This is a genomic window from Streptomyces lanatus (genome assembly GCF_014655715.1).
Taxonomy (GTDB): Bacteria; Actinomycetota; Actinomycetes; order Streptomycetales; family Streptomycetaceae; genus Streptomyces; species Streptomyces lanatus.
In genome coordinates, this window is sequence record NZ_BNBM01000021.1 from 143,467 (window position 1) to 170,061 (window position 26,595).

Annotated in this window: 27 protein-coding genes and 1 tRNA gene; 12 read left to right on the forward strand and 16 right to left on the reverse strand. The window is 69.9% G+C overall.

Going from position 1 to position 26,595, the window contains the following annotated elements:
• Window positions 1-29: 29 nt before the first annotated feature.
• The 3 genes from IE325_RS39290 to IE325_RS46400 all read left to right on the forward strand — a co-directional run bounded on the left by IE325_RS39290 (window position 30) and on the right by IE325_RS46400 (window position 1,760).
• Window positions 30-527, forward strand: coding sequence for a phage holin family protein (locus tag IE325_RS39290; RefSeq protein WP_190074967.1), 498 nt, complete (start codon window positions 30-32; stop codon window positions 525-527).
• A complete protein-coding gene (locus IE325_RS39295) occupies window positions 524-1,450 on the forward strand; it encodes an alpha/beta fold hydrolase (protein ID WP_190074968.1) in 927 nt (308 codons plus the stop codon). The genes IE325_RS39290 and IE325_RS39295 overlap by 4 nt, the downstream gene beginning before the upstream one ends.
• A 127-nt stretch (window positions 1,451-1,577) precedes the next feature.
• A complete protein-coding gene (locus IE325_RS46400; protein WP_229912355.1) occupies window positions 1,578-1,760 on the forward strand; it encodes a hypothetical protein in 183 nt (60 codons plus the stop codon).
• A gap of 22 nt (window positions 1,761-1,782) precedes the next feature.
• On the opposite strand, the gene IE325_RS39300 is transcribed toward IE325_RS46400, so the two are convergent.
• From IE325_RS39300 to nth, 3 genes are all read right to left on the reverse strand, one after another.
• On the reverse strand, window positions 1,783-2,982 hold the full coding sequence (locus IE325_RS39300; protein WP_190074969.1) for a MarP family serine protease: 1,200 nt from the start codon (window positions 2,980-2,982) through the stop codon (window positions 1,783-1,785).
• 120 nt (window positions 2,983-3,102) lie between these two features.
• Complete coding sequence (locus tag IE325_RS39305) at window positions 3,103-3,804, reverse strand: NUDIX hydrolase (protein WP_190075008.1); 702 nt, start codon at window positions 3,802-3,804, stop codon at window positions 3,103-3,105.
• 106 nt (window positions 3,805-3,910) lie between these two features.
• Window positions 3,911-4,879, reverse strand: a complete 969-nt coding sequence (gene nth, locus IE325_RS39310) for an endonuclease III (protein ID WP_373315310.1) — start codon at window positions 4,877-4,879, stop codon at window positions 3,911-3,913.
• A gap of 251 nt (window positions 4,880-5,130) precedes the next feature.
• On the opposite strand from nth, the gene IE325_RS39315 reads away from it, so the two are divergent.
• The 3 genes from IE325_RS39315 to IE325_RS39325 all read left to right on the forward strand — a co-directional run bounded on the left by IE325_RS39315 (window position 5,131) and on the right by IE325_RS39325 (window position 8,019).
• Window positions 5,131-5,805 carry a Crp/Fnr family transcriptional regulator gene (locus IE325_RS39315; RefSeq protein WP_015658871.1) on the forward strand — a complete coding sequence of 225 codons (675 nt, stop codon included), beginning with the start codon at window positions 5,131-5,133 and terminating at the stop codon, window positions 5,803-5,805.
• 490 nt (window positions 5,806-6,295) lie between these two features.
• On the forward strand, window positions 6,296-7,192 hold the full coding sequence (locus IE325_RS39320) for an NUDIX hydrolase (protein WP_190074971.1): 897 nt from the start codon (window positions 6,296-6,298) through the stop codon (window positions 7,190-7,192).
• A complete protein-coding gene (locus IE325_RS39325) occupies window positions 7,189-8,019 on the forward strand; it encodes an MBL fold metallo-hydrolase (protein ID WP_190074972.1) in 831 nt (276 codons plus the stop codon). The genes IE325_RS39320 and IE325_RS39325 overlap by 4 nt, the downstream gene beginning before the upstream one ends.
• Window positions 8,020-8,029: 10 nt before the next feature.
• On the opposite strand, the gene IE325_RS39330 is transcribed toward IE325_RS39325, so the two are convergent.
• From IE325_RS39330 to sp36, 3 genes are all read right to left on the reverse strand, one after another.
• The gene (locus IE325_RS39330) at window positions 8,030-8,860 is read right to left on the reverse strand and encodes a nucleotidyltransferase domain-containing protein (protein WP_190074973.1); all 831 of its coding nucleotides are present in this window, start codon (window positions 8,858-8,860) and stop codon (window positions 8,030-8,032) included.
• 133 nt (window positions 8,861-8,993) lie between these two features.
• The gene (locus tag IE325_RS39335; protein ID WP_190074974.1) at window positions 8,994-9,461 is read right to left on the reverse strand and encodes a RidA family protein; all 468 of its coding nucleotides are present in this window, start codon (window positions 9,459-9,461) and stop codon (window positions 8,994-8,996) included.
• A complete protein-coding gene (gene sp36 / locus IE325_RS39340) occupies window positions 9,458-9,616 on the reverse strand; it encodes a Sp36 family protein (protein WP_003967454.1) in 159 nt (52 codons plus the stop codon). The genes IE325_RS39335 and sp36 overlap by 4 nt, the downstream gene beginning before the upstream one ends.
• A 106-nt stretch (window positions 9,617-9,722) precedes the next feature.
• Here sp36 and bagA point away from each other — a divergent pair, with 106 nt between their 5' ends.
• Window positions 9,723-10,700 (forward strand): ATPase BagA, encoded by a 978-nt coding sequence (gene bagA / locus IE325_RS39345; protein ID WP_190074975.1) that lies wholly within the window; start codon window positions 9,723-9,725, stop codon window positions 10,698-10,700.
• Window positions 10,701-10,752: 52 nt separating this feature from the next.
• Window positions 10,753-12,111: an ATPase BagB gene (bagB, locus tag IE325_RS39350; RefSeq protein ID WP_190074976.1), complete on the forward strand. Its 1,359-nt coding sequence runs from the start codon at window positions 10,753-10,755 to the stop codon at window positions 12,109-12,111.
• Window positions 12,112-12,147: 36 nt separating this feature from the next.
• Here the strand turns inward: bagB and wblA are convergent, their stop codons facing one another.
• Complete coding sequence (gene wblA / locus IE325_RS39355; protein WP_190074977.1) at window positions 12,148-12,486, reverse strand: transcriptional regulator WblA; 339 nt, start codon at window positions 12,484-12,486, stop codon at window positions 12,148-12,150.
• Between the two features lie 486 nt (window positions 12,487-12,972).
• Here wblA and IE325_RS39360 point away from each other — a divergent pair, with 486 nt between their 5' ends.
• Entirely contained in the window at window positions 12,973-15,267 is a 2,295-nt protein-coding gene (locus IE325_RS39360; protein WP_190074978.1) for a transglycosylase domain-containing protein, read from the forward strand.
• Between the two features lie 95 nt (window positions 15,268-15,362).
• Here the strand turns inward: IE325_RS39360 and IE325_RS39365 are convergent, their stop codons facing one another.
• On the reverse strand, window positions 15,363-15,827 hold the full coding sequence (locus IE325_RS39365) for a GatB/YqeY domain-containing protein (RefSeq protein ID WP_190074979.1): 465 nt from the start codon (window positions 15,825-15,827) through the stop codon (window positions 15,363-15,365).
• A 103-nt stretch (window positions 15,828-15,930) separates the two neighbouring features.
• On the opposite strand from IE325_RS39365, the gene IE325_RS39370 reads away from it, so the two are divergent.
• From IE325_RS39370 to IE325_RS39380, 3 genes are all read left to right on the forward strand, one after another.
• Window positions 15,931-16,857: a metallophosphoesterase gene (locus IE325_RS39370; protein WP_190074980.1), complete on the forward strand. Its 927-nt coding sequence runs from the start codon at window positions 15,931-15,933 to the stop codon at window positions 16,855-16,857.
• 83 nt (window positions 16,858-16,940) lie between these two features.
• Window positions 16,941-17,750, forward strand: a complete 810-nt coding sequence (locus IE325_RS39375) for a Pr6Pr family membrane protein (protein ID WP_190074981.1) — start codon at window positions 16,941-16,943, stop codon at window positions 17,748-17,750.
• 33 nt (window positions 17,751-17,783) lie between these two features.
• Window positions 17,784-17,857 (forward strand) — tRNA-Pro (locus tag IE325_RS39380).
• Window positions 17,858-17,976: 119 nt separating this feature from the next.
• Here IE325_RS39380 and IE325_RS39385 read toward each other — a convergent pair.
• From IE325_RS39385 to traB, 8 genes are all read right to left on the reverse strand, one after another.
• Entirely contained in the window at window positions 17,977-19,485 is a 1,509-nt protein-coding gene (locus IE325_RS39385; protein WP_190074982.1) for a tyrosine-type recombinase/integrase, read from the reverse strand.
• A gap of 58 nt (window positions 19,486-19,543) precedes the next feature.
• On the reverse strand, window positions 19,544-19,888 hold the full coding sequence (locus IE325_RS39390) for a helix-turn-helix domain-containing protein (RefSeq protein ID WP_190074983.1): 345 nt from the start codon (window positions 19,886-19,888) through the stop codon (window positions 19,544-19,546).
• 471 nt (window positions 19,889-20,359) lie between these two features.
• The gene (locus IE325_RS39395) at window positions 20,360-21,835 is read right to left on the reverse strand and encodes an AICE element replication initiation protein (protein WP_190074984.1); all 1,476 of its coding nucleotides are present in this window, start codon (window positions 21,833-21,835) and stop codon (window positions 20,360-20,362) included.
• 2 nt (window positions 21,836-21,837) lie between these two features.
• Window positions 21,838-22,677 carry a bifunctional DNA primase/polymerase gene (locus IE325_RS39400; protein WP_190074985.1) on the reverse strand — a complete coding sequence of 280 codons (840 nt, stop codon included), beginning with the start codon at window positions 22,675-22,677 and terminating at the stop codon, window positions 21,838-21,840.
• Entirely contained in the window at window positions 22,674-23,525 is an 852-nt protein-coding gene (locus tag IE325_RS39405) for a hypothetical protein (protein ID WP_190074986.1), read from the reverse strand. The genes IE325_RS39400 and IE325_RS39405 overlap by 4 nt, the downstream gene beginning before the upstream one ends.
• A gap of 89 nt (window positions 23,526-23,614) precedes the next feature.
• Window positions 23,615-23,857 carry a hypothetical protein gene (locus IE325_RS39410; RefSeq protein ID WP_373315311.1) on the reverse strand — a complete coding sequence of 81 codons (243 nt, stop codon included), beginning with the start codon at window positions 23,855-23,857 and terminating at the stop codon, window positions 23,615-23,617.
• Between the two features lie 70 nt (window positions 23,858-23,927).
• On the reverse strand, window positions 23,928-24,371 hold the full coding sequence (locus IE325_RS39415) for a hypothetical protein (RefSeq protein WP_190074987.1): 444 nt from the start codon (window positions 24,369-24,371) through the stop codon (window positions 23,928-23,930).
• Window positions 24,372-24,541: 170 nt separating this feature from the next.
• Complete coding sequence (traB, locus tag IE325_RS39420) at window positions 24,542-26,593, reverse strand: plasmid transfer protein TraB (protein WP_190074988.1); 2,052 nt, start codon at window positions 26,591-26,593, stop codon at window positions 24,542-24,544.
• Window positions 26,594-26,595: the final 2 nt, after the last annotated feature.

Sequence of the window (26,595 nt, forward strand, 5' to 3'; positions counted from 1 at the left end):
CGGATCCGTACATGACGAGGGAGACCGCGATGAGCGCACCCGACGGCAGCCCGGTCGGCGCCGAACGCAGCATCGGCCAGCTGTTCGCCTCGGCGACGACCGAGATGTCGGCGCTGGTGCATGACGAGATCGCACTGGCGAAAGCGCAGCTCAAGCAGGACGTCAAGCGCGGCGCGACGAGCGGCGGCGCGTTCATTGCGGCGGTCGCCGTGCTGGTGTTCTCGCTGCCGATGCTGAACTTCGCCCTCGCGTACGGCATTCGGACCTGGAGCGACTGGAACCTCGCGCTCTGCTTCCTGCTGTCCTTCGCGGCGAACGTCCTCATCGCCGTCGTGCTCGCGCTGATCGGCGTCGCCTTCGCGAAGAAGGCCAAGAAGAGCAAGGGCCCGCAGAAGGTCGCCGCCTCGGTGAAGGAGACGGCCGGCGTCCTGCAGAACGCCAAGCCGCACCCGCGTCCGGCCCCGAAGCCGGAGCTGGAGGACCGGGCGCCGGCGGCCATCGAGGCTGTGGCACGCTCGTCGTCATGACGGATCCCGCCACCCCCTCGTCGGTCGTACGGCCGGACGGCCCCTGGACGCACCGGGACGTCGCGGCGAACGGCGCCCGCTTCCATATCGCCGAGGTCGGCGACGGCCCGCTGGTGCTGCTGCTGCACGGCTTCCCGCAGTTCTGGTGGACCTGGCGGCACCAGCTCGTCGCGCTCGCCGACGCGGGGTTCCGGGCGGTGGCGATGGACCTGCGCGGCGTCGGCGGCAGCGACCGCACCCCGCGCGGCTACGACCCGGCCAACCTCGCCCTCGACATCACCGGCGTGGTCCGCTCCCTCGGCGAGCCCGACGCCGCGCTGGTCGGCCATGATCTGGGCGGGTATCTGGCGTGGACGGCGGCCGTGATGCGCCCCAAGCTGGTACGCCGGCTCGCGGTGGCGTCCATGCCGCACCCCCGGCGTTGGCGCTCGGCGATGCTCTCGGACGTCAAGCAGACGAGTGCGAGTTCCTACATCTGGGGGTTTCAGCGGCCCTGGATCCCCGAACGGCAGCTGACGGCCGACGACGGGGCGCTCGTCGGCCGGCTGATCCGGGACTGGTCCGGCCCGCGCCTGCCGGACGACGACGCGGTGGAGACGTACCGTCGCGCGATCCGCATCCCGTCGACGGCGCACTGCTCCATCGAGCCGTACCGCTGGATGGTGCGCTCGCTCGCCCGCCCCGACGGCATCCAGTTCAACCGCCGGATGAAGCGGCCCGTGCGCGTACCGACCCTCCACCTGCACGGCTCACTCGACCCGGTGATGCGCACCCGCAGCGCGGCCGGCTCCGGCGAGTACGTCGAAGCGCCGTACCGCTGGCGCCTGTTCGACGGCCTCGGGCACTTCCCGCACGAGGAGGACCCGGTCGCTTTCTCCACCGAACTCATCAACTGGCTGAAAGACCCCGAACCCGATCGGTGACCGGTTCGATGCGCCCGGTATCCGGAACTGAACACCTGTCCGACGAACAGCCAATTGCCTGGCGCATAGGCCAATTGGGGGCCCTGGGGGCGGTTATCGACCTTGGGGCAGGGGCAGACGTCGGGGTATGGGCTGGACGCACGACTACAGTGACGCAGCACGCAATCGCCGCTCGGCCAATGGGCTGAGCTCCCACCAGCGGGGCAGCGCCCCGCAGATGCCGGGCTCGGACCTCCGGGTGGGCATTCCGCGCATCCTGCGCCGCCGAGCGCGCTGGGTCTCGGTACGCCTGCGCCATCCGCGCGGCTGACCTCGCACTTCCCACCGGGCCTTTACAGGGCACAGCTGTCGCTGTCCACCTGCTGGCTGGCGGTACGCCCCTTGACGATGTCCTCCTGGATCTCGTCCGCGGTGAGCGCGTAGCCGGTGTCGGCGTCGTCCAGGGACTTGGCGAAGACCACGCCGTACACCTTGCCGTCGGGAGTGAGCAGCGGGCCGCCGGAGTTGCCCTGCCGGACGGTCGCGTACAGCGAGTAGACATCACGGCGCACGGTGCCGCGGTGGTAGATGTCAGGCCCGTTGGCCGGCAGCCGCCCGCGCACGCGCGCGGCCCGCACGTCGTACGCGCCGTTCTCCGGGAAGCCCGCGATGATCGCGCCGTCGTCGCTCTCGGCGTCGGTGGCCGTGAACCGCAGTACGGGCGCGTCCAGGTCCGGTACGTCCAGTACGGCGATGTCGCGCTCCCAGTCGTAGAGGACGACCTTGGCGTCGTACCGCCTGCCCTCGCCGCCGATCTGGACGGTGGGTTCGTCGACGCCGCCGACGACATGCGCGTTGGTCATGACGCGGCGGTCGGCGAAGACGAAGCCGGTGCCCTCCAGGACCTTGCCGCAACTCGTCGCCGTGCCCATGACCTTGACGATGGAGCGCTGCGCGCGGGTGGCCACCGGGCTGTTGGCGAGCGCCGGGTCGGGCGGCTGGACCTCGTTGATCGGCTCGTTCGAGAACGGGCTGAAGACCTGCGGGAAGCCGTTCTGCGCGAGTACGGAGGAGAAGTCCGCGAACCAGGTGTCGGCCTGGTCGGGCAGCGCCCGCGCGACGCCGAGCAGCACCTTGGAGCTGCGGACCTCCTTGCCGAGCGTCGGCAGCGTCGTCCCGGCGAGGGCGGAACCGATCAGCCAGGCGACAAGCAGCATCGCCACGACGTTGACGAGGGCGCCGCCGGTCGCGTCCAGGGCGCGAGCCGGGGACCATGTGATGTACCGGCGCAGCTTGTTGCCGAGGTGGGTGGTCAGGGCCTGGCCGACGGAGGCGCAGACGATCACGACGACGACCGCGACGACGGCGGCCGTCGTGTTCACCTCGGCGTTGTCGGTCAGCGCGTCCCAGATGACCGGCAGGAGGTAGACGGCGACGAGGCCGCCGCCGAGGAAGCCGATCACCGACAGGATGCCGACGACGAAGCCCTGGCGATAGCCCACGATCGCGAACCAGACGGCGGCGACCAGCAACAGGATGTCCAGCACGTTCACTGATTCAGGCCTCGCCTCGTCACTCTCCGGTCCCACCCGCCCGGCCGGGGGCACGGCCCACCGCGAAACGGCACCAGGACAGGGAGTCCCCCGGAAATACACAGCACGGCAGACACCCTGTCATGACCGCCAGTCGAGCGGGACCTGCTTACCCCTGTCCCAGGGCAGCTCCCAGCCCGAGAAATGCAGCAGCCGGTCGATGATCCCGGCGGTGAACCCCCACACCAGTGCCGATTCGACCAGAAATGCCGGGCCTCTGTGGCCGCTGGGATGGACAGTGGTGGCGCGGTTGTCCGGATTCGTGAGATCCGCCACGGGGACGGTGAAGACGCGCGCGGTCTCGTTCGGATCGACGACATCCACCGGGCTCGGCTCGCGCCACCAGCCCAGCACGGGTGTGACGACGAAGCCGCTGACCGGGATGTACAGCTTGGGCAGGACACCGAAGAGCTGGACACCGCCAGGATCGAGCCCGGTCTCCTCCTCGGCCTCGCGGAGAGCGGCCCGCAGCGGTCCGTCGGTCTGCGGGTCGCCGTCCTCGGGGTCGAGGGCGCCACCGGGAAAGGACGGCTGTCCGGCATGGGACCGCAGCGAACTCGCCCGCTCCATGAGCAGCAGCTCGGGCCCGCGCTCGCCGTCACCCTCGCCGAACAGGATCAGTACGGCGGACTGGCGTCCCGCGCCGCTCTCCGGCGGCAGGAAGCGGCTCAGCTGCAACGGCTCCACGGTCTCCACGACCCGCACCACCGGGTCCAGCCAGCCCGGCAGCCCTTCCTTGCTGATCACCACCGGCCCGTCCTGCGTATCGCTCGCCCTCGTCATAGCCACCCCCGTCGTCCTGCCGAGTCCAACGCCCGAGGGCCCCTAGATCGTTCCGACCCGGCCATACGACCACCCGACGCCGCCGTAACCCGTCCCGCCACCACCGTCATCCGGCCCCCAGCGGCGGGGCCGGTTTCCCGCCCGCGTCCAGATAGGCCTGCGGCGGCCGGAGGCGCTGCCCCGGGAAGCCGCCCTTCTCGTACTTGAGGAGCTTCTTCGCCTTCTCCGGGTCGGTCTCGCCCTCGCCGTACGCCGGGCAGAGCGGCGCGATGGGGCAGGCGCCGCACGCGGGCTTGCGGGCGTGGCAGATACGGCGCCCGTGCCAGATCACATGGTGCGACAGATCCGTCCAGTCACTCTTCGGGAAGAGGGCGGCGATCTCGGCCTCGATCTTGTCCGGGTCCGTCTGCTCGGTCCACTGCCAGCGCCGCACCAGCCGCTGGAAGTGCGTGTCCACGGTGATCCCGGGCCGCCCGAAGGCGTTCCCGAGCACGACGAACGCCGTCTTGCGACCGACGCCGGGCAACTTGACCAGCTCTTCCAGCCGCCCCGGGACCTCACCGCCGTAGTTCTCCACCAGCGCCTTGGAGAGCCCCATGACCGACTTGGTCTTGGCCCGGAAGAACCCACAGGGACGCAGGATCTCCTCGACCTCCTCCGGGTTGGCCGCGGCCAGGTCCTCCGGGGTGGGGTACTTGGCGAAGAGCGCGGGGGTCGTCTGGTTGACGCGCAGGTCGGTGGTCTGGGCGGACAGGACGGTGGCGACGACGAGCTGGAAGGGGTTGTCGAAGTCCAGCTCGGGGTGGGCGTACGGGTAGACGTCCGCGAGCTCGCGGTTGATGCGGCGGGCACGGCGGACGAGGGCGGTGCGGGATTCGGTCTTGGGGGGCTTGGAGGCGACGGCCTTACTCGCGACCTTCTTCGCAGCAGGGGCCTTCTTCGCAGCCGTTTGCTTCACCACTGTTTTCCCGCCATCAGCCACCGCCCTACCCGGCGCTTTTTTCGCCGCTTTTGCCGTTTTCCTTCCGCCACCGGGGTCCTGTTCGCCCACAGCGGAATCGCGACGTACAACCACCCGCCCAGCCCCCTTGGCCTGTGCTCTCACCGGCGATTTGGACACCCGGCCAGCCTAAAGCCCGGCACTGACATCCGCCCCGGACCCTGAAGATCGGCCCCCAATTGGACCCCTGCCGCTTACCTCGGGACACCTGTGCGGCATCCTTGTGACAGATCACACTGTTTGGACCGTCCGGCAAAATGGGGAGCACGGTCCCCTGGTACGTGGGGGAGCAAGATCCCCTGAGCAGGTCGACAAGGAGAGAACTCGTGGACGACGTTCTGCGGCGCAACCCGCTCTTCGCGGCGCTCGATGACGAGCAGTCCGCAGAGCTGCGCGCCTCCATGAGTGAGGTGACCCTCGCGCGTGGCGACTCCCTGTTCCACGAGGGCGACCCGGGCGACCGGCTGTATGTCGTCACCGAGGGCAAGGTCAAGCTTCACCGCACATCCCCCGACGGCCGCGAGAACATGCTCGCCGTCGTCGGCCCCGGAGAGCTCATCGGTGAGCTGTCCCTCTTCGACCCGGGCCCGCGCACGGCGACCGCCACCGCGCTGACCGAGGTCAAGCTGCTGGGCCTCGGCCACGGCGACCTCCAGCCCTGGCTGAACGCCCGCCCCGAGGTGGCCACCGCCCTGCTGCGCGCCGTCGCCCGCCGACTGCGCCGCACCAACGACGCGATGTCCGACCTGGTCTTCTCGGACGTCCCCGGCCGGGTCGCCCGCGCACTCCTGGACCTCTCCCGCCGCTTCGGCGTGCAGTCCGAGGAGGGCATCCACGTCGTCCACGACCTCACGCAGGAGGAGCTGGCCCAGCTGGTCGGCGCGTCGCGCGAGACGGTCAACAAGGCGCTGGCCGACTTCGCCCAGCGTGGCTGGCTGCGGCTGGAGGCCCGCGCGGTGATCCTGCTGGACGTGGAACGCCTGGCGAAGCGCTCGCGCTAGCCCGTACGCCGTCCCAGGGCCCCGTCTCACGGTGAGGCGGGGCCCTGTCGCGTACGCGGCCGACGTTTTCCTCGCCCCCGCCGCCCCTACCCGTCCCATCCCGGGGCTGCCGCCCCCGAACCCCCGCTGCCGGCCCTGAACGGGCCTTGTCCTCAAACGCCGGACTGGCTGGAGGATGCCGACCGGCGTGTGCCGCCCCACCGGGCGGCGGTCAGAGATGGCGCACCCCCACGCACCCGCACCCGCACCCGCCCACGGCGGCAAGGGGACGTGCCGGGGGGTGTCCGCCCGCAGCGGCGGGCGTCAACGAACGCCAGCCTCCCTGCCGTACGGCAACCGCCCGACCGAGGACGGACACCCCCCGGCACGGCCCCGACCCACGAAACAGGCACGGGCGCTACGCGCACCCCCAACCAGCCAAACAGGCCGCCGCAGGCACCCCCCAAGGCCACCCCTCGAACATCCACGCACCAAGAGATAGCCTCCGCCCATGGCAAACGGGCAGTGGTACCCACCGGAGTGGCCGGACCGCATCCGAGCGCTCGCGGACGGAACCCTCACCCCCGTCACCCCGAAACGGGCGGCCACCGTCATGCTGCTCAAGGACACCGGCACCGCCCCGGCCGTGCACATGCTGCGCCGCCGGAGCTCCATGGCCTTCGCCGGCGGCGCGTACGCCTACCCCGGCGGCGGCGTAGACCCCCGCGACGAGCACCCGATCCGCTGGGCGGGCCCCACGCGTGCGTGGTGGGCGGCGCGGCTCGGTGTGGAGGAGGCCACGGCCCAGGCGATCGTCTGCGCCGCCGTACGGGAGACGTACGAAGAGGCCGGTGTGCTGCTCGCCGGGCCCACCGATGACTCCGTGGTCGGCGACACCACCGGCGACGACTGGGAGACCGACCGCGCCGCCCTCGTCGCCCGCGACCTCTCCTTCGCCGAGTTCCTCGACCGCCGAGGCCTCGCCCTCCGCTCCGACCTCCTCGGCGCCTGGACCCGCTGGATCACCCCGGAGTTCGAGCCCCGCCGCTACGACACCTGGTTCTTCGTCGCCGCCCTCCCCCACGGCCAGCGCACGCGCAACGCCTCCACGGAGGCCGACCGCACGGTGTGGATCCACCCCACGGACGCCGCCGCCGCGTACGACAAGGGGGAGCTGCTGATGATGCCGCCGACCATCGCGACGCTGCGCCAACTGACGCCGTACGACACCGCCGCCGAGGCCCTCGCCGCCGCCCCCGACCGCGACCTCACCCCCGTCCTCGCCAAGGCCCGCCTGGAGGACGGCGAGATCGTGCTCGCCTGGCCCGGCCACGACGAGTTCACCAAGCACATCCCGACCGGCCAAGCCCCCGCACCCCCCACCGCCCCGGAAGGCCCCCACGCATGACGGACGCAGCAGCCCTCCCCGGCCAGCCGCGAGGCGGGGTCCTCACCGGCCCCGCCACCCCCCGAGCCGTCAACGTCCTCGCCCCCAACGCCTCCGCGATGACCCTGGACGGCACCAACACCTGGATCGTCTCCGAGCCCGACTCCGAGCTGGCCGTCGTCATCGACCCCGGCCCCCTCGACGACGGCCACCTCCGCAACGTCGTCGCCATGGCCGAGAAGTCCGGCAAGCGCATCGCCCTCACCCTGCTCACCCACGGCCACCCGGACCACGCCGAGGGCGCCGCCCGCTTCGCCGAACTGACCGGCACACGCGTGCGTGCCCTCGACCCGGCGCTACGGCTCGGCGACGAGGGGCTCGGCGCGGGCGACGTGGTCACCGTCGGCGGCCTGGAGCTGCGTGTCGTACCGACGCCCGGGCACACCGCCGACTCCCTGTCCTTCCACCTCCCGGCCGACCGCGCCGTCCTGACCGGCGACACGATCCTGGGCCGCGGCACGACGGTCGTGGCCCACCCCGACGGCCGTCTCGGCGACTACCTGGACTCGCTGCGGCGGCTGAGGTCCCTCACGGTCGACGACGGCGTGCACACGGTCCTCCCGGGCCACGGGCCCGTCCTGGAGGACGCCCAGGGCGTCGTCGAGTTCTACCTCGCCCACCGCGCCCACCGCCTCGCCCAGGTCGAGACGGCGGTCGAGGACGGCTACCGCACCCCGTCCGAGGTCGTCGCCCATGTGTACGCGGACGTGGACCGCTCCCTGTGGCCCGCGGCCGAGCTGTCGGTGCGGGCGCAGATGGACTACCTGGAGGAACACGGCCTCATCTAGCCCGCGCTCCTCATCCAGGTCCCCCGGGCCGCGGCGCCTTGACGCCGTGCACGCGCGCGTACTCCCCCGCGAGCCACGGCCCGAGATCATCGACGTACGACCGCAGGACACCCGCGTCACCCACCGGCTCGTACCCGAGCACGGCCGCCCGCCGCATCTGCTCGACCCGCGCGGGGTAGTACGTCCCGAAGGCCTCCGCCATCTCCCGTAGATCGCTGGTCCATCCACCCCACCGAGGCATCACCAGGGTGAACCCGGTCCGCACCAGATGCCGCGACATGAACCGCACGAGCGGCCGCCGCGCGGCCTCGCTGTCGTCGGCGCCGGCGATCCGCTCCCGCCACCGGGGCAGCAGCAATCCCAGGTCACCGTTGGTCTCGCGCGCGAGCAGCGTGTCGGGCCGGTAGCGCGGCAGATACTCGGCGAGGTCCTCGCCCAGCAGAGGCGTGCACAGACAGGCGACGAACCATCCGCCGTCGTACCTCTCCAGCTCGCTCAGCAGCCGCGCACGGCTGTCGAGCAACGTCCCCGCCCCGTCGATCTGCGCGAACTCCTCGTCCAGCGCTTCGTCGAGCGCTCGCGCGTCCGCCCGGTCGGCCTCGGTCGGCTCCTCGCGCAGGACGACCAGCAGATCCAGGTCGCTGCGCCCCACGCGCGCGGTGCCGCGCGGAATCGACCCGTAGAGATACGCGCTGTGCATCCGGGCCCCGAACAGGTCCGCCACCCGGTCCCGCGCGGCGGCGACGACGGGCTTGAACGCGCGGGGCACGCGCGCGAGGGAGCCTTCGCGCTCGAAGTACCCCTGAGCGTCGAGCCCACCGCGCGGAACAGTCTCGGCCATAGGGTCACTGTGCCCTGCCGCAAGCCCCGGGAGCGGCTCATTTTCCGGCGCCGCACAGCCATGGCCAGCCTGCCCGGACCTTCCCGAACAGGCTGCCAGCACACGACACCAGGCATACGACCCCGCCGAAGGCCTACGCCTCCGTCAGCTCCACCTGAACCTCGACCTCGACCGGCGCATCCAACGGAAGCACGGCCACACCGACCGCACTGCGCGCGTGCACGCCCTTGTCGCCGAGGACCTCCGCCAGGAGCTCGCTCGCGCCGTTGATGACGCCCGGCTGCCCCGTGAAGTCGGACGCCGACGCCACGAAGCCCACCACCTTCACCACGCGTGCGATCCGGTCCAGGTCACCCGCGACCGACTTCACGGCCGCGAGGGCGTTCAGGGCGCAGATCCGCGCGAGGTCCTTGGCCTCCTCGGCGGTGACCTCGGCTCCCACCTTGCCGGTGACCGGAAGCTTGCCCTCCACCATGGGGAGCTGGCCGGCGGTGTAGACATAGACGCCCGACTGCACCGCCGGTTGGTACGCGGCCAGCGGCGGCACGACCTCCGGGAGCCTCAGGCCCAGCTCGGCGAGCTTCTCCTCGGCCGCGCTCACGCCTTCTCCCGCTTCAGGTAGGCCACGAGCTGCTCGGGGTTGTTCGGCCCGGGCACGACCTGGACGAGCTCCCAGCCGTCCTCGCCCCAGGTGTCCAGAATCTGCTTCGTTGCGTGGACGAGCAGAGGCACGGTTGCGTATTCCCACTTGGTCATGTGGCCGACTTTATCCGTTGGCCACAAGCCGCCACGCGGCCGACCGCACTCAAGTTATCCACAGGCTGCTGCGTGGTCGGCGCACCGACTGGTTAGGCTCGAAGACGTGAGCAGGCTCCAGGTCGTCAGCGGCAAGGGCGGGACCGGAAAGACCACGGTCGCCGCCGCGCTCGCGCTCGCCCTCGCGACCGAGGGGAAGCGGACGCTTCTCGTCGAGGTCGAGGGCAGGCAGGGCATCGCGCAGCTCTTCGAGACAGAGGCGCTGCCCTACGAGGAGCGGAAGATCGCCGTCGCTCCAGGGGGCGGGGAGGTGTATGCCCTCGCCATAGATCCCGAACTGGCCCTTCTGGACTACCTCCAGATGTTCTACAAGATGGGCGGAGCGGGCCGGGCCCTGAAGAAGCTCGGCGCGATCGACTTCGCCACCACCATCGCGCCGGGGCTCAGAGACGTACTTCTCACCGGCAAGGCCTGTGAGGCCGTGCGGCGGAAGGACAAGAGCGGCCGGTTCGTCTACGACTGTGTCGTCATGGACGCACCGCCCACAGGGCGCATCACCCGCTTCCTGAACGTGAACGACGAGGTCGCGGGCCTCGCCAGGATCGGCCCGATACACAATCAGGCACAGGCCGTGATGCGGGTGCTGAAGTCGGCGGAGACGGCCGTCCATCTGGTGACGCTGCTGGAGGAGATGCCGGTCCAGGAGACCTCGGACGGGATCGCCGAGCTGCGGGCGGCGCGGCTGCCGGTCGGGCGGATCATCGTGAACATGGTGCGGCCCGAGGTGTTGGACGCGACCGATCTGGAACTCGTACGGAGCGTCCCGCGCACGGCCGTGGCCAAGGCCCTGTCCTCGGCCGGGCTCGGCGGAGCGCGGCGCGGTGGGAACGCCGAGAAGCTGGTGGACCCGCTGCTGGTCCAGGCCGACGAGTACGCCGAGCGGCATGCGCTGGAGCACGAGCAGCGGGCGGTCCTGGACGAGTTGGGGCTGCCGGTGCACGAACTGCCGCTGCTCGCCGAGGGCATGGACCTGGCAGGCCTGTACGAACTCGCGCGCGAGCTGCGGGAACAGGGACTGTCATGAGTCCGTTCACAGGTAGGGAGCCGTACGCGGTACGTCGGAAGCAGGGGATGTCATGAGTCGTCCGGAACCGGCCCAGGCACAGGACACGGCGCGCCAGCCCCAGCACCTCTCCCCCGCGCGCGTGCTCGACCTCGACCCGCTCCTTGACGATCCGACGACCCGCATCGTGGTGTGCTGCGGCTCGGGCGGCGTGGGGAAGACCACCACCGCGGCGGCGCTGGGGCTGCGGGCGGCCGAGCGCGGGCGCAAGGTCGTCGTGCTGACCATCGACCCGGCCCGTCGGCTCGCCCAGTCGATGGGCATCGACTCGCTGGACAACACCCCGCGCCGGGTGAAGGGCGTCGAGGGTGACGGCGAGCTGCACGCGATGATGCTCGACATGAAGCGCACCTTCGACGAGATCGTCGAGGCGCACGCGGATCCGGAGCGGGCGGCCGCGATCCTGGGCAACCCCTTCTACCAGTCGCTCTCGGCGGGCTTCGCGGGCACGCAGGAGTACATGGCGATGGAGAAGCTGGGCCAGCTGCGGGCCAGGGACGAGTGGGACCTCATCGTCGTGGACACCCCGCCGTCCCGCTCCGCGCTGGACTTCCTGGACGCCCCCAAGCGCCTCGGGTCCTTCCTCGACGGCAAGCTGATCCGTGTCCTGCTGGCCCCGGCGAAGGTCGGCGGGCGCGCGGGGATGAAGTTTCTGAACGTCGGCATGTCGATGATGACGGGCGCGCTCGGCAAGCTCCTCGGCGGACAGCTGCTGAAGGACGTACAGACCTTCGTGGCGGCCATGGACTCGATGTTCGGCGGGTTCCGCACGCGCGCGGACGCCACGTACAAGCTGCTCCAGGCGCCCGGCACGGCGTTCCTGGTGGTGGCGGCGCCTGAGCGGGACGCGCTGCGGGAGGCCGCGTACTTCGTGGAGCGGCTGGCCGCCGAGGACATGCCGCTGGCGGGTCTGGTGCTCAACCGGGTCCACGGCAGCGGCGCCGACCGGCTGTCGGCCGAGCGGGCGCTCGCCGCCGCGGAAAATCTTGAAGAGCCCCGCATTGTGGATCAGGAGGGCGGGAAAGCTGGACTTCGTAACTCCCCCGACCCGTACGACAGTTCAGAACCGGACGTTCCTGAGGCACCGGCACCGGCTCCCGACGCAGGCTCCCCCGCCGCGGTCGAGTCACAGCCCGTCACATCGCGGTCCGTCGACCAGCTCACCGCAAGCCTGCTGAGGCTGCATGCCGAGCGTATGCAGCTGCTCTCCCGCGAGCAGCGCACGCGTGATCGCTTCACCGCGCTGCATCCCGAGGTTGCGGTGGCCGAAGTGGCCGCGCTGCCCGGCGATGTGCATGACCTCACGGGACTGCGGGACATCGGAGACCGGCTCGCGGCGCATCGGCACGAGCTGCCCGAGCCCAAGGCCTGACGATGCTGCCCGGGGCGCCTGACGGCGTGAGCCCCCTCAGCCCACCGCCGCGAAGTTCTCGTACACCTCGTCGTCGTCGAGCGGCAGGATGCCCGCCCCGCGCTCGTACTCCGTGCGTGCCGTCTCCAGCAGCCGGCGCCACGACGTGACCGTCGGCCGCCTGCGCAGCAGCGCGCGGCGCTCCCGCTCCGTCATTCCTCCCCACACGCCGAACTCGACGCGGTTGTCCAGCGCGTCCGCCAGGCACTCCGTGCGCACCGGGCATCCGGTGCACACCGCCTTGGCCCTGTTCTGCGCTGCTCCCTGAACGAACAGTTCATCCGGATCGGTAGTGCGGCAGGCCGCCTGCGCACTCCAGTCGGTTACCCAGCCCATACCGGCGCCGTCCTCTCCCGAATCGAGGCTCCCCCACGGCGGCAGCGGCATATTCACCGCCGCCAGTTGAGGACGTTACGGAAGGTGGGCACAGCGCAACACCCCCTTCGGGCCCAATCTTGAATGGCCCGAACGGACTATGCGTAAGCGGCAGATCACCCGGGGGAGTGAGCTGGCGACATGCGTGACTTTCCCGGCAAACCAGGACAGTTCTGTTGAGTCACAACGGACGCCGGATGACACACAAGGCGGATTCGGACACGCCCCCACCAAAAAAGTGGGCTATCGCCAGAACGATTCGGGGTCGCCGGACGTATTGATACGTGGCCGCACTGCTGTGACAGTTGAGAGCAGCTTAGGCCAAGGCCTGTACGCCTGTCCGGCGAATGGGCCGCTTCCGTGCGCATGGCATGTCTCACGTCGCCGTGCCGGGCTCGCGCGCGGGCGGCTCTCGGTTCGCTCATCTCTACGGTTTAGGCTGCCTCCATGCCAAAGAACCGCTCGGGCGGTGGTCTGTCGCCGACGCAGCAGGCCGCCAAGTTCCTCGGTGTCAGTGTGCTCGCGGGAGCCGTGCTGGCCGGTATCGCGCTGCCCGCCGCAGGTGCGCTGGGCCTCGCGGCCAAGGGATCCGTGGAGAGCTTCGACGAACTCCCGGTCAATCTCAAGACGCCGCCGCTGAGCCAGCGCACCACGATCCTGGACTCCAAGGGCGGCACGATCGCCACGGTCTACTCGCGTGACCGCACGGTGGTCGACCTCAAGGACATCTCGCCGTACATGCAGAAGGCGATCGTCGCGATCGAGGACGCCCGCTTCTACCAGCACGGCGCGATCGACCTGAAGGGCGTCCTGCGCGCCCTCAACCGCAACGCCCAGAGCGGCGGCGTCAGCGAGGGCGCGTCCACGCTGACCCAGCAGTATGTGAAGAACGTCTTCGTGGAGGAGGCCGGCGACGACCCGACGAAGGTCGCGCAGGCCACCCAGCAGACCCTCGGCCGCAAGATCAAGGAGCTGAAGTACGCGATCCAGGTCGAGGAGGAGCTCGGCAAGAAGAAGATCCTCGAGAACTACCTGAACATCACGTTCTTCGGCCAGCAGGCATACGGCGTCGAGGCCGCGGCCCAGCGCTACTTCTCCAAGTCCGCCAAGGACCTCAAGCTCCAGGAAGCGGCGCTGCTCGCCGGCATCGTCCAGTCGCCGAGCCGCTACGACCCGGTCAATGACGAGGCCGAGGCCACCAAGCGGCGCAACATCGTCCTGCAGCGCATGGCGGACATGGGCGACGTCTCCCAGGCGGAGGCGGACAAGGCCAAGGAGAGCCCGCTGGGGCTGAAGGTCAGCAAGCCCAAGAACGGCTGCATCACCGCGGTCAAGGGCGCCAGTTTCTTCTGCAAGTACGTCGAGAAGGTCTTCAAGAGCGACCCGGTCTTCGGCAAGACCCAGGAAGCCCGCGCCAAGATCTGGAACCAGGGCGGCCTGACCATCACCACGACCCTGGACCCGCAGGCCCAGGAGTCGGTCCAGGACTCGCTCAAGGACCACGTCAACCAGGACGACAAGGTCGCCGCGGCGGCCACCCTCGTCGAGCCCGGCACCGGCAAGATCCTCGGCATGGGCCAGTCGAAGCCGTTCGGCTACGGCAAGAACGAGACCGAGTACAACTACTCGGTCGACGCGAAGTACGGCGGCTCCAACTTCGGCTTCCCGACCGGTTCGACGTTCAAGCCGTTCGTCGCGGCGGCCGCGCTGGAGGAGGGCCGCCCGCCGACGCAGGAGTACCCCTCGCCGTACGAGATGGACTACCCGAGCCCGATCCAGACGTGCGACAGCAAGCCGTGGACCAACCTCCGCGGCGAGAAGCTGGAGAACGAGAGCGAGTCGGAGCACGGCCCGTACCGCCTGAAGAAGGCGATGGAGCTGTCGGTCAACACCTACTTCGTGCAGATGGTCGCCGACATCGGCCTGTGCCCGGTGGTCAACGTCACCGACAAGCTCCAGGTCCGCCAGGGCAACGGCGACAAGCTCCCGGAGAGCCCCGCGATCACCCTCGGCGCGGTGGGCCTCTCGCCGCTGACGATGGCGAGCGCGTACGCGGCCTTCGCCTCCCGCGGCATGTACTGCACCCCGATCGCCTTCGAGTCCATCTCGCAGAAGGTCGGCGGCCAGCAGAAGTCCCTTGAGGTGCCGAAGTCGACCTGCTCGCGCGCGATGTCCGAACAGACCGCGGACACCATCAACAACCTCCTGCAGGGCGTGGTCGACTCCGGCACCGGCAAGGAGGCCGGCCTCACCGACCGCCAGAGCGCCGGTAAGACGGGTACGACGGACGAGCGCCGCAACGCCTGGTTCGTCGGCTACACCCCGAACCTCTCCGGCGCCGTCTGGGTCGGCAGCGCCACCCAGCAGGTCAAGATGCAGCGGATCTACATCGGCGGCGAGTACCACGACCTGGTCTACGGCGGCCGCGTCCCGGGCCCGATCTGGCGCGACGCGATGCTCGGCGCCCTCGACGGCAAGCCCGTCGAGGAGTTCAACAAGGTCCACATCCCGGACGACGAGGACCGCGACAAGGGCCGGGGTGACAACGACGATGACGACGACGGCAACAACGGCGACGACAACCTCATCGGCGGCCTGATCGGCGGCGGGGACAACGGCGGTAACAACGGCGGCGCGGACGGTGGCGCGGACGGCGGTACGTTCCCGACTCCGTCGTTCTCGATCCCTGAGGGTTTCTGGCAGGGGCAGTCGAACGGGAATGGGAACGGGGGGCGTGACTGAAGCCGCTGAGGCGCCGGCGCCGTAGGACAACGACGGCCCCCATCTCCTCGTACGAGGGGATGGGGGCCGTCGCCCTGTCGGCTGCTGGGGTGTGATCAGCCCGCGAGGAGCTTCTTCACCACCGCGGCCACCCGGCCGCCCTCGGCAAGACCCGCGACCTTCGGGTTCACGATCTTCATGACGGCGCCCATGGCCCGCGGCCCCTCGGCACCGGCGGCCTTGGCCTCTTCGACGGCCTGGGCGACGATGGCGTGCAACTCGTCATCACTGAGCTGCTTCGGCAGATAGGTGGCGAGCACCACCCCCTCCGCCTTCTCCCGCTCCGCCTGCTCGGCGCGACCACCCTGCGCGAACGCCTCGGCGGCCTCGCGCCGCTTCTTCGCCTCGCGGGTGATCACCTTCTGGACCTCGTCGTCGGAGAGCTCGCGCTTCTCCTTGCCCGCGACCTCCTCCTTGGTGATCGCGGCGAGCGTCAGCCGGAGCGTCGAGGAGCGGAGCTCGTCGCGCTCCTTGATCGCGGCGTTGAGGTCTTCCTGCAGCTTCGACTTGAGCGTGGTCATGGGGCTGATTGTCGCAGGTGTGGGGACGGATACGCCCCTTGATTTCAAGGAGGGCCCGGGAGGAGCCGTCAGGGGCGGTGCTCAGATCTGACACGATGGTCGTATGCGCGCGCGATACGGAGTACCCCTGGGAATCACGGCGGTTGGCGCCGCCGGACTGCTCTACTCGGCGGGTTTCGAGGCCCGTTCCTTCCGCCTGCGACGGGTGACGGTCCCGGCCCTGCCGGCCGGTATGCGCCCGCTGCGCGTCCTCCAGGTCTCCGACATCCACATGGTCGGCGGCCAGCGCAAGAAGCAGCGCTGGCTGCGCTCGCTGGCGGGCCTGCGCCCCGACTTCGTGATCAACACGGGCGACAACCTGTCGGACCCCGAGGGCGTGCCGGAGGTGCTGGACGCGCTGGGCCCGCTGATGGAGTTCCCCGGCGCGTACGTCTTCGGCTCGAACGACTACTACGGCCCGAAACTGCGCAACCCCGCCCTCTACCTCCTGGAGAAGGCCCAGGGCCGCCACGGCCTGAACGGCAACGCGCCCGCCGTGAGCGCGATCCACAACCCCTGGGAGGACCTGCGCGACGGCTTCGACGCCGCGGGCTGGCTCAACCTGACGAACACCCGCGGGACGCTGAAGGTCGAGGGCGTCTCGGTGGAGCTCACCGGCCTGGACGACCCGCACATCAAGAGGGACCGCTACGAGCAGGTGTCCGGCGGCCCGTCGTCCGCGGCCGACTTCTCGATGGGCGTGGTCCACGCGCCGTACCTGCGCGTCCTGGACTCGTACACGGCCGACGCCTACCCCCTGATCCTGGCCGGCCACACCCACGGCGGCCAGCTGCGCATCCCCTTCCACGGCGCCCTGGTCACCAACTGCGACCTGGACACGGACCGGGCGAGGGGCCTGTCCACGCACACGGCGGAGGGCCGTACGTCCTACCTCCACGTCTCGGCGGGCTGCGGCACGAACCGCTACACCCCGTTCCGCTTCGCGTGCCCGCCGGAGGCGACGCTGCTGACGCTGGTGGGACGGGAGTAGGGCCGGGAGGGGCGCCCTCGTCGCCGTAACCCACACAGCCCCCTCATATCGCCCATTTCGCCCACGCTGCTTAGCGTGGGCGCATGACCGCCCCGATACCCAGGGACATCCCGGACCTCCCCGCGATACCGGGCATCCCCGCGCTGCTGCCCTCGCACGTTCCGGCCACGGCGGTGGTACCCCCTCGCCGCCGCCGCGCGGCCGCAGTGTTCCGCCTGCTGGTAGCCGCGTCCGCAGCAGCGGCGATCGCCGTCGAACTGGCCCTCGGCAGCCCCCTGCGCACCCTGAGCCACTTCACCATCCAGAGCAACATCCTGCTGACCCTGGTCCTCCTCGCCTCGGCCCGCCGCGCCTGGACCGCCCGCCGCCCGCTCCCGTCGTCCCTGACCGGCGCGACACTCCTCTACGCCCTGGCCACAGGCCTCGCCTACCACATCCTCCTGGCCGACCCGGTGAGCCCGTACGCCCTCCCCGGCGTCCTCACGGGCCAGGCCACCGCCCCCACGGGCTGGCACGCACTCACCAACCAGATCCTGCATACGGCGACCCCGATCGCCGCCCTCCTGGACTGGCTGCTCCTCACCTCCCCCGGCACCCTGCACCTGCGCCAGGCGGCGACCTGGCTCGCCTACCCCCTCACCTACCTGGCCTTCACCCTCACCCGAGGCGAACTACTCGTCCCCGGCACACCGGCCCGCTACCTCTACCCCTTCCTCGACGTCGCCCGGCACGGCTACAAGAGCGTCCTCGCCAACGCCCTCCTCATCGGCCTCGCCATCTACGCCCTGGCCATAGCCCTGGTGATCCTCGACCACACCCGCCCCAACCCCATCCGCCGCCGCCTCCGCCCCCGCGCGAAAACCGGATTTCGTCTCCAGCCACCGGTGGGCTAAAGTAAACGTCGTCGCCGCGACAAGCAGTGACATCGGGGTGTAGCGCAGCTTGGCAGCGCGCTTCGTTCGGGACGAAGAGGTCGTGGGTTCAAATCCCGCCACCCCGACAGCCGAAACACCAGGTCAGGCCCGGTGCTGAGAGATCAGCACCGGGCCTGAGCTGTTCCTCGGGGCTCCTCTGGAGAAATCCTGGAGAAGATCTTGGAATTGTTTCCAGACCAACGCCCTACCGACGAGGCTTCAGCAACGCATCCAGAGCAGCCACGGGCGAGCCAGGACTCATCGCCCGCCGGGCATCCAACGCCTCTTCCCACATCTCGGTGAGAGCGATCATCAGCGTCTGCCGCATGCCGGCCGTGATGTGGTCATAGCGCGACTGAACGGAGCCGTCCTCATGGCCCAGGCGTTCGTCCATGAGCTTCGGCGGGGTCCCTACTTCCCTCATCAGGGTCTTGTGAGTGTGGCGCAACCCGTGCGGGGTCAGTCCTGGAGCGATCGGCACCCAGCACACTTCAGCCCGCTTGGAGGCGCCTCGCCCGCGTGCCGGGATGCCAGGCCACGGCTCAGCTACTACGGGCACCGGATGCTCTTCCTGATCGCCGCGCCCGGGATACCGCCCTGTGGCGGCCGGTCGAAACAACCATGTGGCGAAGCCAGAGCGCCGCCAATGTGCGGCCGGCTCCCCCGATCCCGCGTTACGGACGTACCCGAGATCGGTGATGGCCTCCAGCACTTTCAGGCGAGTCGACTCCGCCACAGCGCCCGGGCGGTTGAGGACGTTGGAAACAGTGCCGGTCGAGACGCCAGAGCGGCGAGCTACGTCGACCAGCTTCGCCCCCGGGCGACTCCCAGACCTGTTAGCGCTTCCGTGGCCGCGGAAGACGTAGGTCAGTCCGTGGCACTCGCAAGGCTTCGGTCTCGTCCGGGCGATGTGGCCGGCAAGCAGCGAGGCGAGGAAGTCCGGGGTGTCGATGTCGCGATAGGAGTCGTCCTTGGGTGGGCAACGGTGCAGTTCGCCGGTGTCCAGTTCGTAGAGCTGCCACTCAACGCGAATACTCTTCGGCCGGACGAACTCGGTCTCAAGGCCAACGATCTCGCCCCAGCGCATGCCGGAGTAGCCCTTGACGATGCCGCCAACGAATTCGTCGTCGCGGCCGGACAACAAGGCCATCCGTTCGGCGAGCAGCAGGATGCCGAGTGCGGTCGTAACCGCCTTTTCCGGTCCACGGTTGCGTGAGCGACCCGCGCGCTTGCCTCGTCCACGGCGCCTGGTCGCCGGGTTGGAATCGCGCAGCCCCTCGTCAACGGCGTCAGCGAGGATCAGGTGGAGCGTCGCCCGCCAGGTCTTGACGCTGGTTGGCGCGTAAGGGACAGCGCGTTCGCGCTTTTCCCAAGCGGCGATGTCGGTGCTCAAGATGTCCGCAATGGCGAAGCCCTCGAATGCAGGGAGCAAGTGTTCTTCGATGTGCCGCCGGTAGTTCTGCATGGTGGACGCTGCCAAGTCCTGTGCGGCGTACCAGCGGTTCACGTAGGCGCCGAACGTGATCCGCTCAGGAGGCGCCTTCTTCATCCCGGCCAGCAGCTTCGCTTCTTCGGCGTCCGCTGCCTTCTTTGCGGCCGTCTTGGTCCGGAAGCGGACAGCGCCACCATCAGCATCGCGGACCGTGGCGTACTTGCCGGGCGCGAGCTTGTACCGGCCTCGCCAGTAGCTGCCGAGGTTCTCGGCATATCCCAACTTGCTCTCCTTTGTAGATGGGTTGCCGCCCGGCTGGAGGGCCGGGCGGCAACCGGAATCATGCTGCGGTGGGCTTTGGTTGATCCTGTCGCGCCCTGCGCGGGGTCCTTGCCTTCAGCGAGGTGACGGTCACCGCCGTTGTGGCCGCCCGGCGACGCGGTGCTGGTGAGACCGCTCGCGAGATAGGCACGGCAGCGCCGCTGCTTTCGGTAGGACGGCTCTCAAAAATGCGCGTGATCTCTGCGAAGTGCTCGGCCGTGAACCGGTAGCTGCCTCCGGGCTTGGTGAAGGGGATGCGTCCCCTGCGAGCCTGTTCCTTCACCCACCACTCGGAGCAGCCGAGGGCTTGGGCCACATCTGCGGCAGAGTGAAGCTGAGGCAGGGCAGTGGTGTTCTGACTCACTCTCGTGTCTCCTCTGGAGTTCGCTTCGGGGTCTCCTCAGAAGCCGGACCTGTCCAAGGTGCAGATTTCTGCGTCATCGCGTCACGCACGTCATTTGTGCTTCTGACCTGCCGTTATGCGGTGACGCGGGCAGTTCGGGGCGTGTCATAGGGCGGGCTGGTGTTCTGTCATCCGTGACGCGGGTGACGCGGGGTGACGCGGGTTTGGTCGTCTGCGTCACCGCTGTAGCCGCTGGTCAGGAACCGCTTTCGGGTGGCTGGTGACGCGGGTGACGCAGGGCCTCTTCTGTTAGGAAAAAGAGAAGGGGTTGCGTCTGTGGTGGTGCCCAGCGGCTCAGGACGTGAAGAAGGAGCCGCTTCGCGGCGCGACGGTTGGGGGCGGCGGCAAGCCGCCGGAACAGCAAGAGGAGCACCGGTCGGGCGCGGGGTGCTCCTCTTGCTGGTTCGGTGCGGCGCGCCCTGGTGGCGAGGGTCAGAACGCCGCTTCCTGCTCATTCGGTGGCGGAAGCGGGGGTCGGGTCATCTCGATGTAGCGGGCGGAGCTGGTGCGGCCCCAGTCGATGAGGACGCCGCGTGCGGCGAGGGTCGGCTGTAGCCGCTTGAGCCGGTCGGAGAGGACCTTGCCGGTGGTGGGCCAGCCTTTGGGCAGGGGACGGCACTCCTCACCGCTGTACAGGTTGGTGAGGCAGTGCAGCCACTCCGATGACGTCATACGGACTTCCTCACCCCAGTCGAGTCCGGCAGCGTGCTTCAGAACCGTCTGCGCCAGCAGGTCTCCTTCGATGACGTCGTCGTTGAGGTCATCGAGGCTGGCCCGGTATGCGGCCAGCGAGCCGAAGCCGGTAGCCGCGTCGAGCTGCGCGCATAGGTGGGCAAAGTCGGCCATCCGCAGGTCGGTGGGGGTCTCCGCCTCCGCAGCCCGCACCTTCACTGTCAGGTCCAGCAGAGAGCCGAGAACAACCGGCAGGATCTCCGCGTACTCCGTCCACAGCTCTGCCTCGGTCCGCCGCACCCGGGGACGTACGAGACGGAGCGGGAGGAGGCGTTCGGCGAGATCGGGGCGGATGACGCCGACGTCGATGCCGGTCAGCAACATGGGGCGCCGGTAGCGGGAGCGGACGACGTCGCCGTCGGTGAAGAGGGCGCGCTTGATGCTCTCGGCGCCGGTCACGATGCAGCACATGAGGTCGGACAGGTCCGGGGGCAGGTGGGAGAGGTTGTCCAGGGCGGTGACCCATCCGGCGGCGACGGCCGTGATCATGTTCTCCTCGTCTTTCGGCGCCCGGCGCAGATCGCCGCTCATGCCCTCGATGATCCGCACCAGCATCCGGCCGCCGGTGGACTTGCCCGCGCCTTGGGGGCCGGTGAGGAACGGCGCGGGAACGGGCACGGACGGCTCCAGGCAGCCGATCAGCCAGGCGATGGCCAGGCACTCGGTCTCGGCGCTGGCGAAGTTGCACAGGCGGAGCAGGAGGTCGATGCCCTTGCCGTTGGTGTCCTTGGCGGGCAGGGGGAGTTCGCCGGTGAGCTGGGTGCGCCGCCAGCACACCTCGCGCGGGTCGGGGGTGAGGATAGCCCAGCCGGTGGAGTGGATGCGGACGGACTTGCCGTCGTCACGGCCCAGGTCCAGCCAGGTTGCACCGTCGAACCCGGGCGCCACGCGGATGTGGGTGGGCTGTACGTTCTCGGTCAGCGCGAGTGCTTCGATCAAGTCCAACGCCTCCTTGAGTGCCGTGCCGTTGAACACGCCGACCCCGTCCTTGAACAGGCCGACCATGAGTTCCTGCCGGTGGCTCCCCGTCGTGCCCTGGGAGCGGATGGGCCGGGCGACGGGGTGACCGCTCCTCTGCGCGTACACGGTCCCGTCGATGGTCCGGAAATACCGGAAGTGCGCTTGCGCGTAGTCGGTGATGATCTGGCGGGCCGGAGTCTTCTCATCCTCGGACATGACTACAGTCCCAACCTGGTACGGGCGTTGTTCCACGCTTCGGTGCAGTGCCGGGGCGATTCGCCCTTGGCCTGCGCGGCGGTGAACAGCCGCGCGATATGGGCGTCGGTGAGGCAGCCGCACCTGCCGTGGACGGACAGCACGGCGAGGAACGTCCTGTACACGGTGGTGTGCACCGCGCTGGACGCTTCCGTGATCTGCTGTTCTGCCATGGCGATGCCGCGAGCTAGGTAGATGGGCGTGCGGTGTCGGCATTCCCCGCCCCCGGCCAACGCGGGCACGCTCAGACCCTGCGGCACCGGACGGACGACGGCGGGCTCCTTCACGGCCAGCGCACGCACCGTCTCCGGCAAGGCCGTCAGGGTGCCAATGCCGGGACCGACCCAGCGGGCGTAGGCCATCGTGGACTTGATGTCCACGCCGTCACGGACAGCGTTCACGGAGCCCATGGCGCCCTGGTAGATCCGGTGCTCTCCGCGCGTGGTGGCCACGGTCCGGGTGGAGGGCAGGGCCCGCCTCGCCCAGGCGATGGCGTCCGCGTTGTCGAGATCCACGACGGTGAGGCCGGCGCCGCCGGGGTGGTAGGCGACCGCTGCGGCCTTGCGCCACGACCGTGCCCACGTCGGCGAGTTGATGATGTGGGGGTCGGTGGTTGCGGCGGCCCAGCCGTGGCAGGGCGCCGGGCAGGTGCAGGGGCCGGGGGTCTTCATGTTCGGCCGGCCACCGCACGCATTCTGTGCGCATGCCGGGCAGTTCCCGAAGGGCCCTTTGCCCTGGCGCAGGGGCAGCACGGGCAGGCCGCTGGCCGCGAGGCAGAGGGCCGTGTGCAGGGATCCGCTCATGCCGCGGCCTCCTGCGGTTCACTGGAGGTGAAGCAGCCACAGCCGCCTTCATCGAACAGGTCGAGCTGTTCCGGCTGCTCTTCGATGCGGCGGCGGAGCGCGGCCAGCGTGAGCGGCTTCGTTGTGCCACCCCGCCGGTCACGCAGGATCGACACGTTTTTGCCGAGCAGGCGGCGCATCTTCTCCTCCGCGGCCTCGGCTCGGGCGTACCGCTCCGGGAAGACCTCCAGCAGCCGCACCCACTGCGCCTGACCGCCCTTGACGCACATGCCGCCGCAGTTGTTGTGCGCGAAGCCGAGCCGATACAGGCGCGGGTCGATCAGCCCGGCCGCGCGGGCTTCCGCGCGGAGCTGGTCCTTGTCGCGGTATGGAGGCTCGGCCAGGGGGTATTCCGCCCGCCACGGCTCCCAACTGGCCCGGTTGCCGGGGATACGGTCGGGCTCGGACCAGTCCAGACCGATGTGCAGCACCGTGTTGGTGAACGTCAGCTCCGGGTTGGCGGCGAGCCAGTCACGGCACATCTTCAGCTTCAGCTCAAGGGCGCAGTGCGCGAGCTGCGTGTTGCCGAGCCACCGCTTGTCTTCGAAGACCTGCCACGGGTCACGACCGTCGGCGACGCGGGTGATCGGCACGCGAAGCTGAGCGCTGGCCTGCTCGTTGAACGTGTACAGGTCCTCGTCCTCGACCAGGGTGTCGGCGAACAGCAGGATGGTGTTGGCCGCGCCGTGCTGGGCGATGACGTGGCGGGCGGTGGCCCATGAGGTGATGCCGCCGGACCACATCACGACGTGTGTCAGATCGCGGCGCAGCGTGCGGGCTGCTCGCCGGATGTCGGTGGGTTGCGTCATGCTGGGAGGCCTCCACAGGTCTGTAGATGGCAGGTGGACAAGGGCGGCCCCGGTTCTTTGGCGAGATGCGGGGGCCGCCCTTGGCGTAGCTAGAAGGGCGGTTCGTCGCTGTAGCCGACCGGGCCCCACGGGTCACGGCCGCTGCCACGGCGACGCAGCAATCGGGGTCGGCGCGGCAGGGGGAGCAGGAACCACCGGCGGGTCTCGTTCCAGCAGCCGCAGGGTTCCCAGTCGGTACCGGCGTACTCGCCGGTGTCGTAGTCGCCGTAATCGTGCTCGAACCCGCCCTCGCCGTCACAGTCACGGCAGTTGGGGCGGGGCGTGTCGGTCAAGACCAGGGCCCGGCGAGGCCAGTGGGCGACCTAGATGCGCAGTCGGATCACGAGTGTTGATCTCCCTCTGTCAGCCGTAGAACTTGTTTCGTTTGATGACGGCCTTGCGGATGTTGACGGTGGTTCCGCCCTTGTGGCCGCTCGCGCTGAACACCTGCACCGCGATCCATCCGCCGAAGATCACGGCGGCGAGGGTGATGAGCTGAGTGATTAGCGCGGTGAGTGCGGTGATGAACGTGGTCAGCAGGAGTAGTCCGCCGCACACGGCGAGGAACCCGACGCCTCCGAGGGCGACGTTCACGGCCGCGCGGGAGACAGGCGGCTTGGCCGCGACCGGTTCGGGCTTGGCGGGCTCGATGGCGTAGCCGGTGATGACGCGGCCGTCCGGCAGGACGACGCTCGCCACGGCCGGGACGGTGCCCGGCTGGACGGGTACGAGCGGCGCGGGCGGGTGCGTGGTGACGGGTTGGGGGTGGTGGACTTCGACGGCCGTGGGTCGCTCGGGGTGGACCATGAGGGCTCCCTCGGGTGTGCCGCGCGGGCCCGTGCCAGGGTGTGACGCGGGCCCGCGCGGTTGAGTGTCAGGCAGGTGTGAGGGGGGTGTTACGCGTTGGGTGTTAGGGCGCGTAACACCGCGTCTGCCTAGGGGTTTGGGTGTTAGGCGGCGTAACACCGTTAGGGGTGTTACGCGGCTGCGAGGGCGGGGACGATGCGCCACCGGCCGGTGGTGTTCGTCGCCTCCAGGCGGCCCTCCAGGGCGGCGTCCTTGAGCCGCAGGGAGACCCAGGAGCGGGAGAGGTGGTGGCGGTCGCACCAGTCGGTGAAGTCCTTCGGGCCGACAATCATCTGACCGTCGCTCTCGAACTCCTCCAGCGCGCGGGCGAACAACTGCCGCGCCTCTTCCGGGGAGGGCTTGTGGCCGCTCTCCTGCCCGAACAGTGGGACGTCGTCGCCCTCTTCGGGCTCCGGGAGTTCGGCCTCGGGGTCGATGTGTGCGTCCTCCGGGTCCACCATCAGCCCGTCGTGGTCCATGGCGTCCTCCCCGTTCACGAGCGTGAGCTGAGGCGCGGCCGGGTCGTCCGCGCCGGACCGGCCGGTGTAGGCGCGTCCGGCGATGGACGAGACCGCGCCGGCGGTGACGGGATCGGCTGCTGCGCCGTTGCGCTGTGCCCACGCGGCGAGGGCTTCCATGACCTTCACCGCGTGCTGGGTGAAGCGGCGGGTGCGGGCCGGGGAGGGGTAGCGGTCCTCGGGGATACCGGGTGACACGACGTAGCAGTAGCCGGGGCGCCGGTTGCCCCACGCGCCCGGGTGGGCGCCCGCAGCCAGTACCTCGTCCGGCAGGCAGAACCCCTCATCGCGCGGGTCGCAGCCGAGCGCGATCACGGACGGGAGGGAGGCGCGGGTGCTGGTGGACATCTGGTCGTAGGAGGGGCGCTGCAGCGAGACGATCAGGGAGATCCCGGCGGAGCGAGCCTCCTGAGCGATCCCAGTGAACGCGTCGTCTCCCAGCGCGCGCAGGGTGTTGGCGGCTTCCTCGAACCAGGCCACCATGAATGGCATGCCCTCACAGCCGCACGACCGGCCGTCCGACCGGCACGTGTGCTCGGGGTCGTTCTGCTGCTGCGCTGCTGCCGGGGTCCACTGGCGGTAGCCGTGCGCGCCGAGCCAGCGCGTGCGCGCGGGGATGGCGGCGCTGACGGCCTCCACCATGACCTCGGTGTCCGTGCCGCCCTCAACACCCCAGTCCAGGCCGGGGCGCAGCGGCGCGAAGTCCTGGAACGCCTTGGGGTCGGAGAACATCACGATGACGTCCCGGCGGGAGAGGATCTCCGTCAGGAGGTTCAGCGCCGTGTCGCCCTTGCCGGAGCCGGTCCCGCCCGCGATCAGAAGGTGCGTGGAGTTGCGGCCGGCGTCCGGATCACCCGGAAGCCAGATCAGCAGATCGGCTCCGTCGTCGTAGCGGCCGAGGTTGAGCGGGTCGGCGATCGAACCACCCAGGTTCGAGGGGCCCTCCCACTCCACCACCTCGGACAGCATGTCCTCGGGCACGATCACCAGCTCACCGCGCCGCGCGGAGCCCGCGTCCGGGGTGTAGCGCACGGCGGACGTCGGCAGGTCCAGCGCGGACGCGATCCGCGCCAGAGCCTTGGTGACGTCCTCGTTGGTCTGTTCCCCCGCCTCCAGCGCGATGGGCGCGGTGACCCGGTTCGGCTCCACCTTCGCCGCGCCGATCTGCGCCCGCGCCAGCCCGACCTTGGCCAGCAGGCCCTTGTCGCTGTTCTCGCCGGACGCGTCCGAGGTTCGGAGCATCATGCGGACGTTCCACGACAGGGCGATGGTGGCGCCGCCCATCAGGTACAGGTCGGGCAGCGGCCCGGCGAGCGGTCCGGCGAGTGATGCGGCGGTGAACCAGGCGGTACCGGCCGCCACGGTGATGGCGGAGTGCAGGCGCCGCTGTGTGCTCGTGGACCGGCCCGCCCACCAGGTCGCGGCCGTCAGGGCGACGGACGACAGGGTGAGCCCCACGGCCGCCCCCGCCGAGCCCGCCCACATGAGGCTGGCTCCCCCGCCGGCCAGGCCGAGCCCGCCGACGCCGAGCCACGGCGGCAGGTGTGGCTTGGCCCGGTTCAGCAGGTACGCCCGCACCGTGCCTCCGCTGGATTGCGCCTCGTGCACTGCGTCGACCCGAAGGGGGTAGGTCCGGCCGTCCTGGTCGGTCCACTTGTGCCCCATGG

Bases quoted from the DNA above. Each gene is read 5' to 3' on its own strand.
- IE325_RS39375 (WP_190074981.1), top strand. From the start codon at position 16,941: ATGACCGCCCCGATACCCAGGGACATCCCGGACCTCCCCGCGATACCG.
- IE325_RS39330 (WP_190074973.1), bottom strand. From the start codon at position 8,860: ATGGCCGAGACTGTTCCGCGCGGTGGGCTCGACGCTCAGGGGTACTTC.
- IE325_RS39320 (WP_190074971.1), top strand. From the start codon at position 6,296: ATGGCAAACGGGCAGTGGTACCCACCGGAGTGGCCGGACCGCATCCGA.
- IE325_RS39405 (WP_190074986.1), bottom strand. From the start codon at position 23,525: ATGACGCAACCCACCGACATCCGGCGAGCAGCCCGCACGCTGCGCCGC.
- IE325_RS39400 (WP_190074985.1), bottom strand. From the start codon at position 22,677: ATGAGCGGATCCCTGCACACGGCCCTCTGCCTCGCGGCCAGCGGCCTG.
- IE325_RS39370 (WP_190074980.1), top strand. From the start codon at position 15,931: ATGCGCGCGCGATACGGAGTACCCCTGGGAATCACGGCGGTTGGCGCC.
- IE325_RS39325 (WP_190074972.1), top strand. From the start codon at position 7,189: ATGACGGACGCAGCAGCCCTCCCCGGCCAGCCGCGAGGCGGGGTCCTC.
- wblA (WP_190074977.1), bottom strand. From the start codon at position 12,486: ATGGGCTGGGTAACCGACTGGAGTGCGCAGGCGGCCTGCCGCACTACC.
- IE325_RS39415 (WP_190074987.1), bottom strand. From the start codon at position 24,371: ATGGTCCACCCCGAGCGACCCACGGCCGTCGAAGTCCACCACCCCCAA.
- IE325_RS39295 (WP_190074968.1), top strand. From the start codon at position 524: ATGACGGATCCCGCCACCCCCTCGTCGGTCGTACGGCCGGACGGCCCC.
- sp36 (WP_003967454.1), bottom strand. From the start codon at position 9,616: ATGACCAAGTGGGAATACGCAACCGTGCCTCTGCTCGTCCACGCAACG.
- IE325_RS39360 (WP_190074978.1), top strand. From the start codon at position 12,973: ATGCCAAAGAACCGCTCGGGCGGTGGTCTGTCGCCGACGCAGCAGGCC.
- traB (WP_190074988.1), bottom strand. From the start codon at position 26,593: ATGGGGCACAAGTGGACCGACCAGGACGGCCGGACCTACCCCCTTCGG.
- IE325_RS39290 (WP_190074967.1), top strand. From the start codon at position 30: ATGAGCGCACCCGACGGCAGCCCGGTCGGCGCCGAACGCAGCATCGGC.
- IE325_RS39305 (WP_190075008.1), bottom strand. From the start codon at position 3,804: ATGACGAGGGCGAGCGATACGCAGGACGGGCCGGTGGTGATCAGCAAG.
- bagB (WP_190074976.1), top strand. From the start codon at position 10,753: ATGAGTCGTCCGGAACCGGCCCAGGCACAGGACACGGCGCGCCAGCCC.
- IE325_RS46400 (WP_229912355.1), top strand. From the start codon at position 1,578: ATGGGCTGGACGCACGACTACAGTGACGCAGCACGCAATCGCCGCTCG.
- IE325_RS39395 (WP_190074984.1), bottom strand. From the start codon at position 21,835: ATGTCCGAGGATGAGAAGACTCCGGCCCGCCAGATCATCACCGACTAC.
- IE325_RS39365 (WP_190074979.1), bottom strand. From the start codon at position 15,827: ATGACCACGCTCAAGTCGAAGCTGCAGGAAGACCTCAACGCCGCGATC.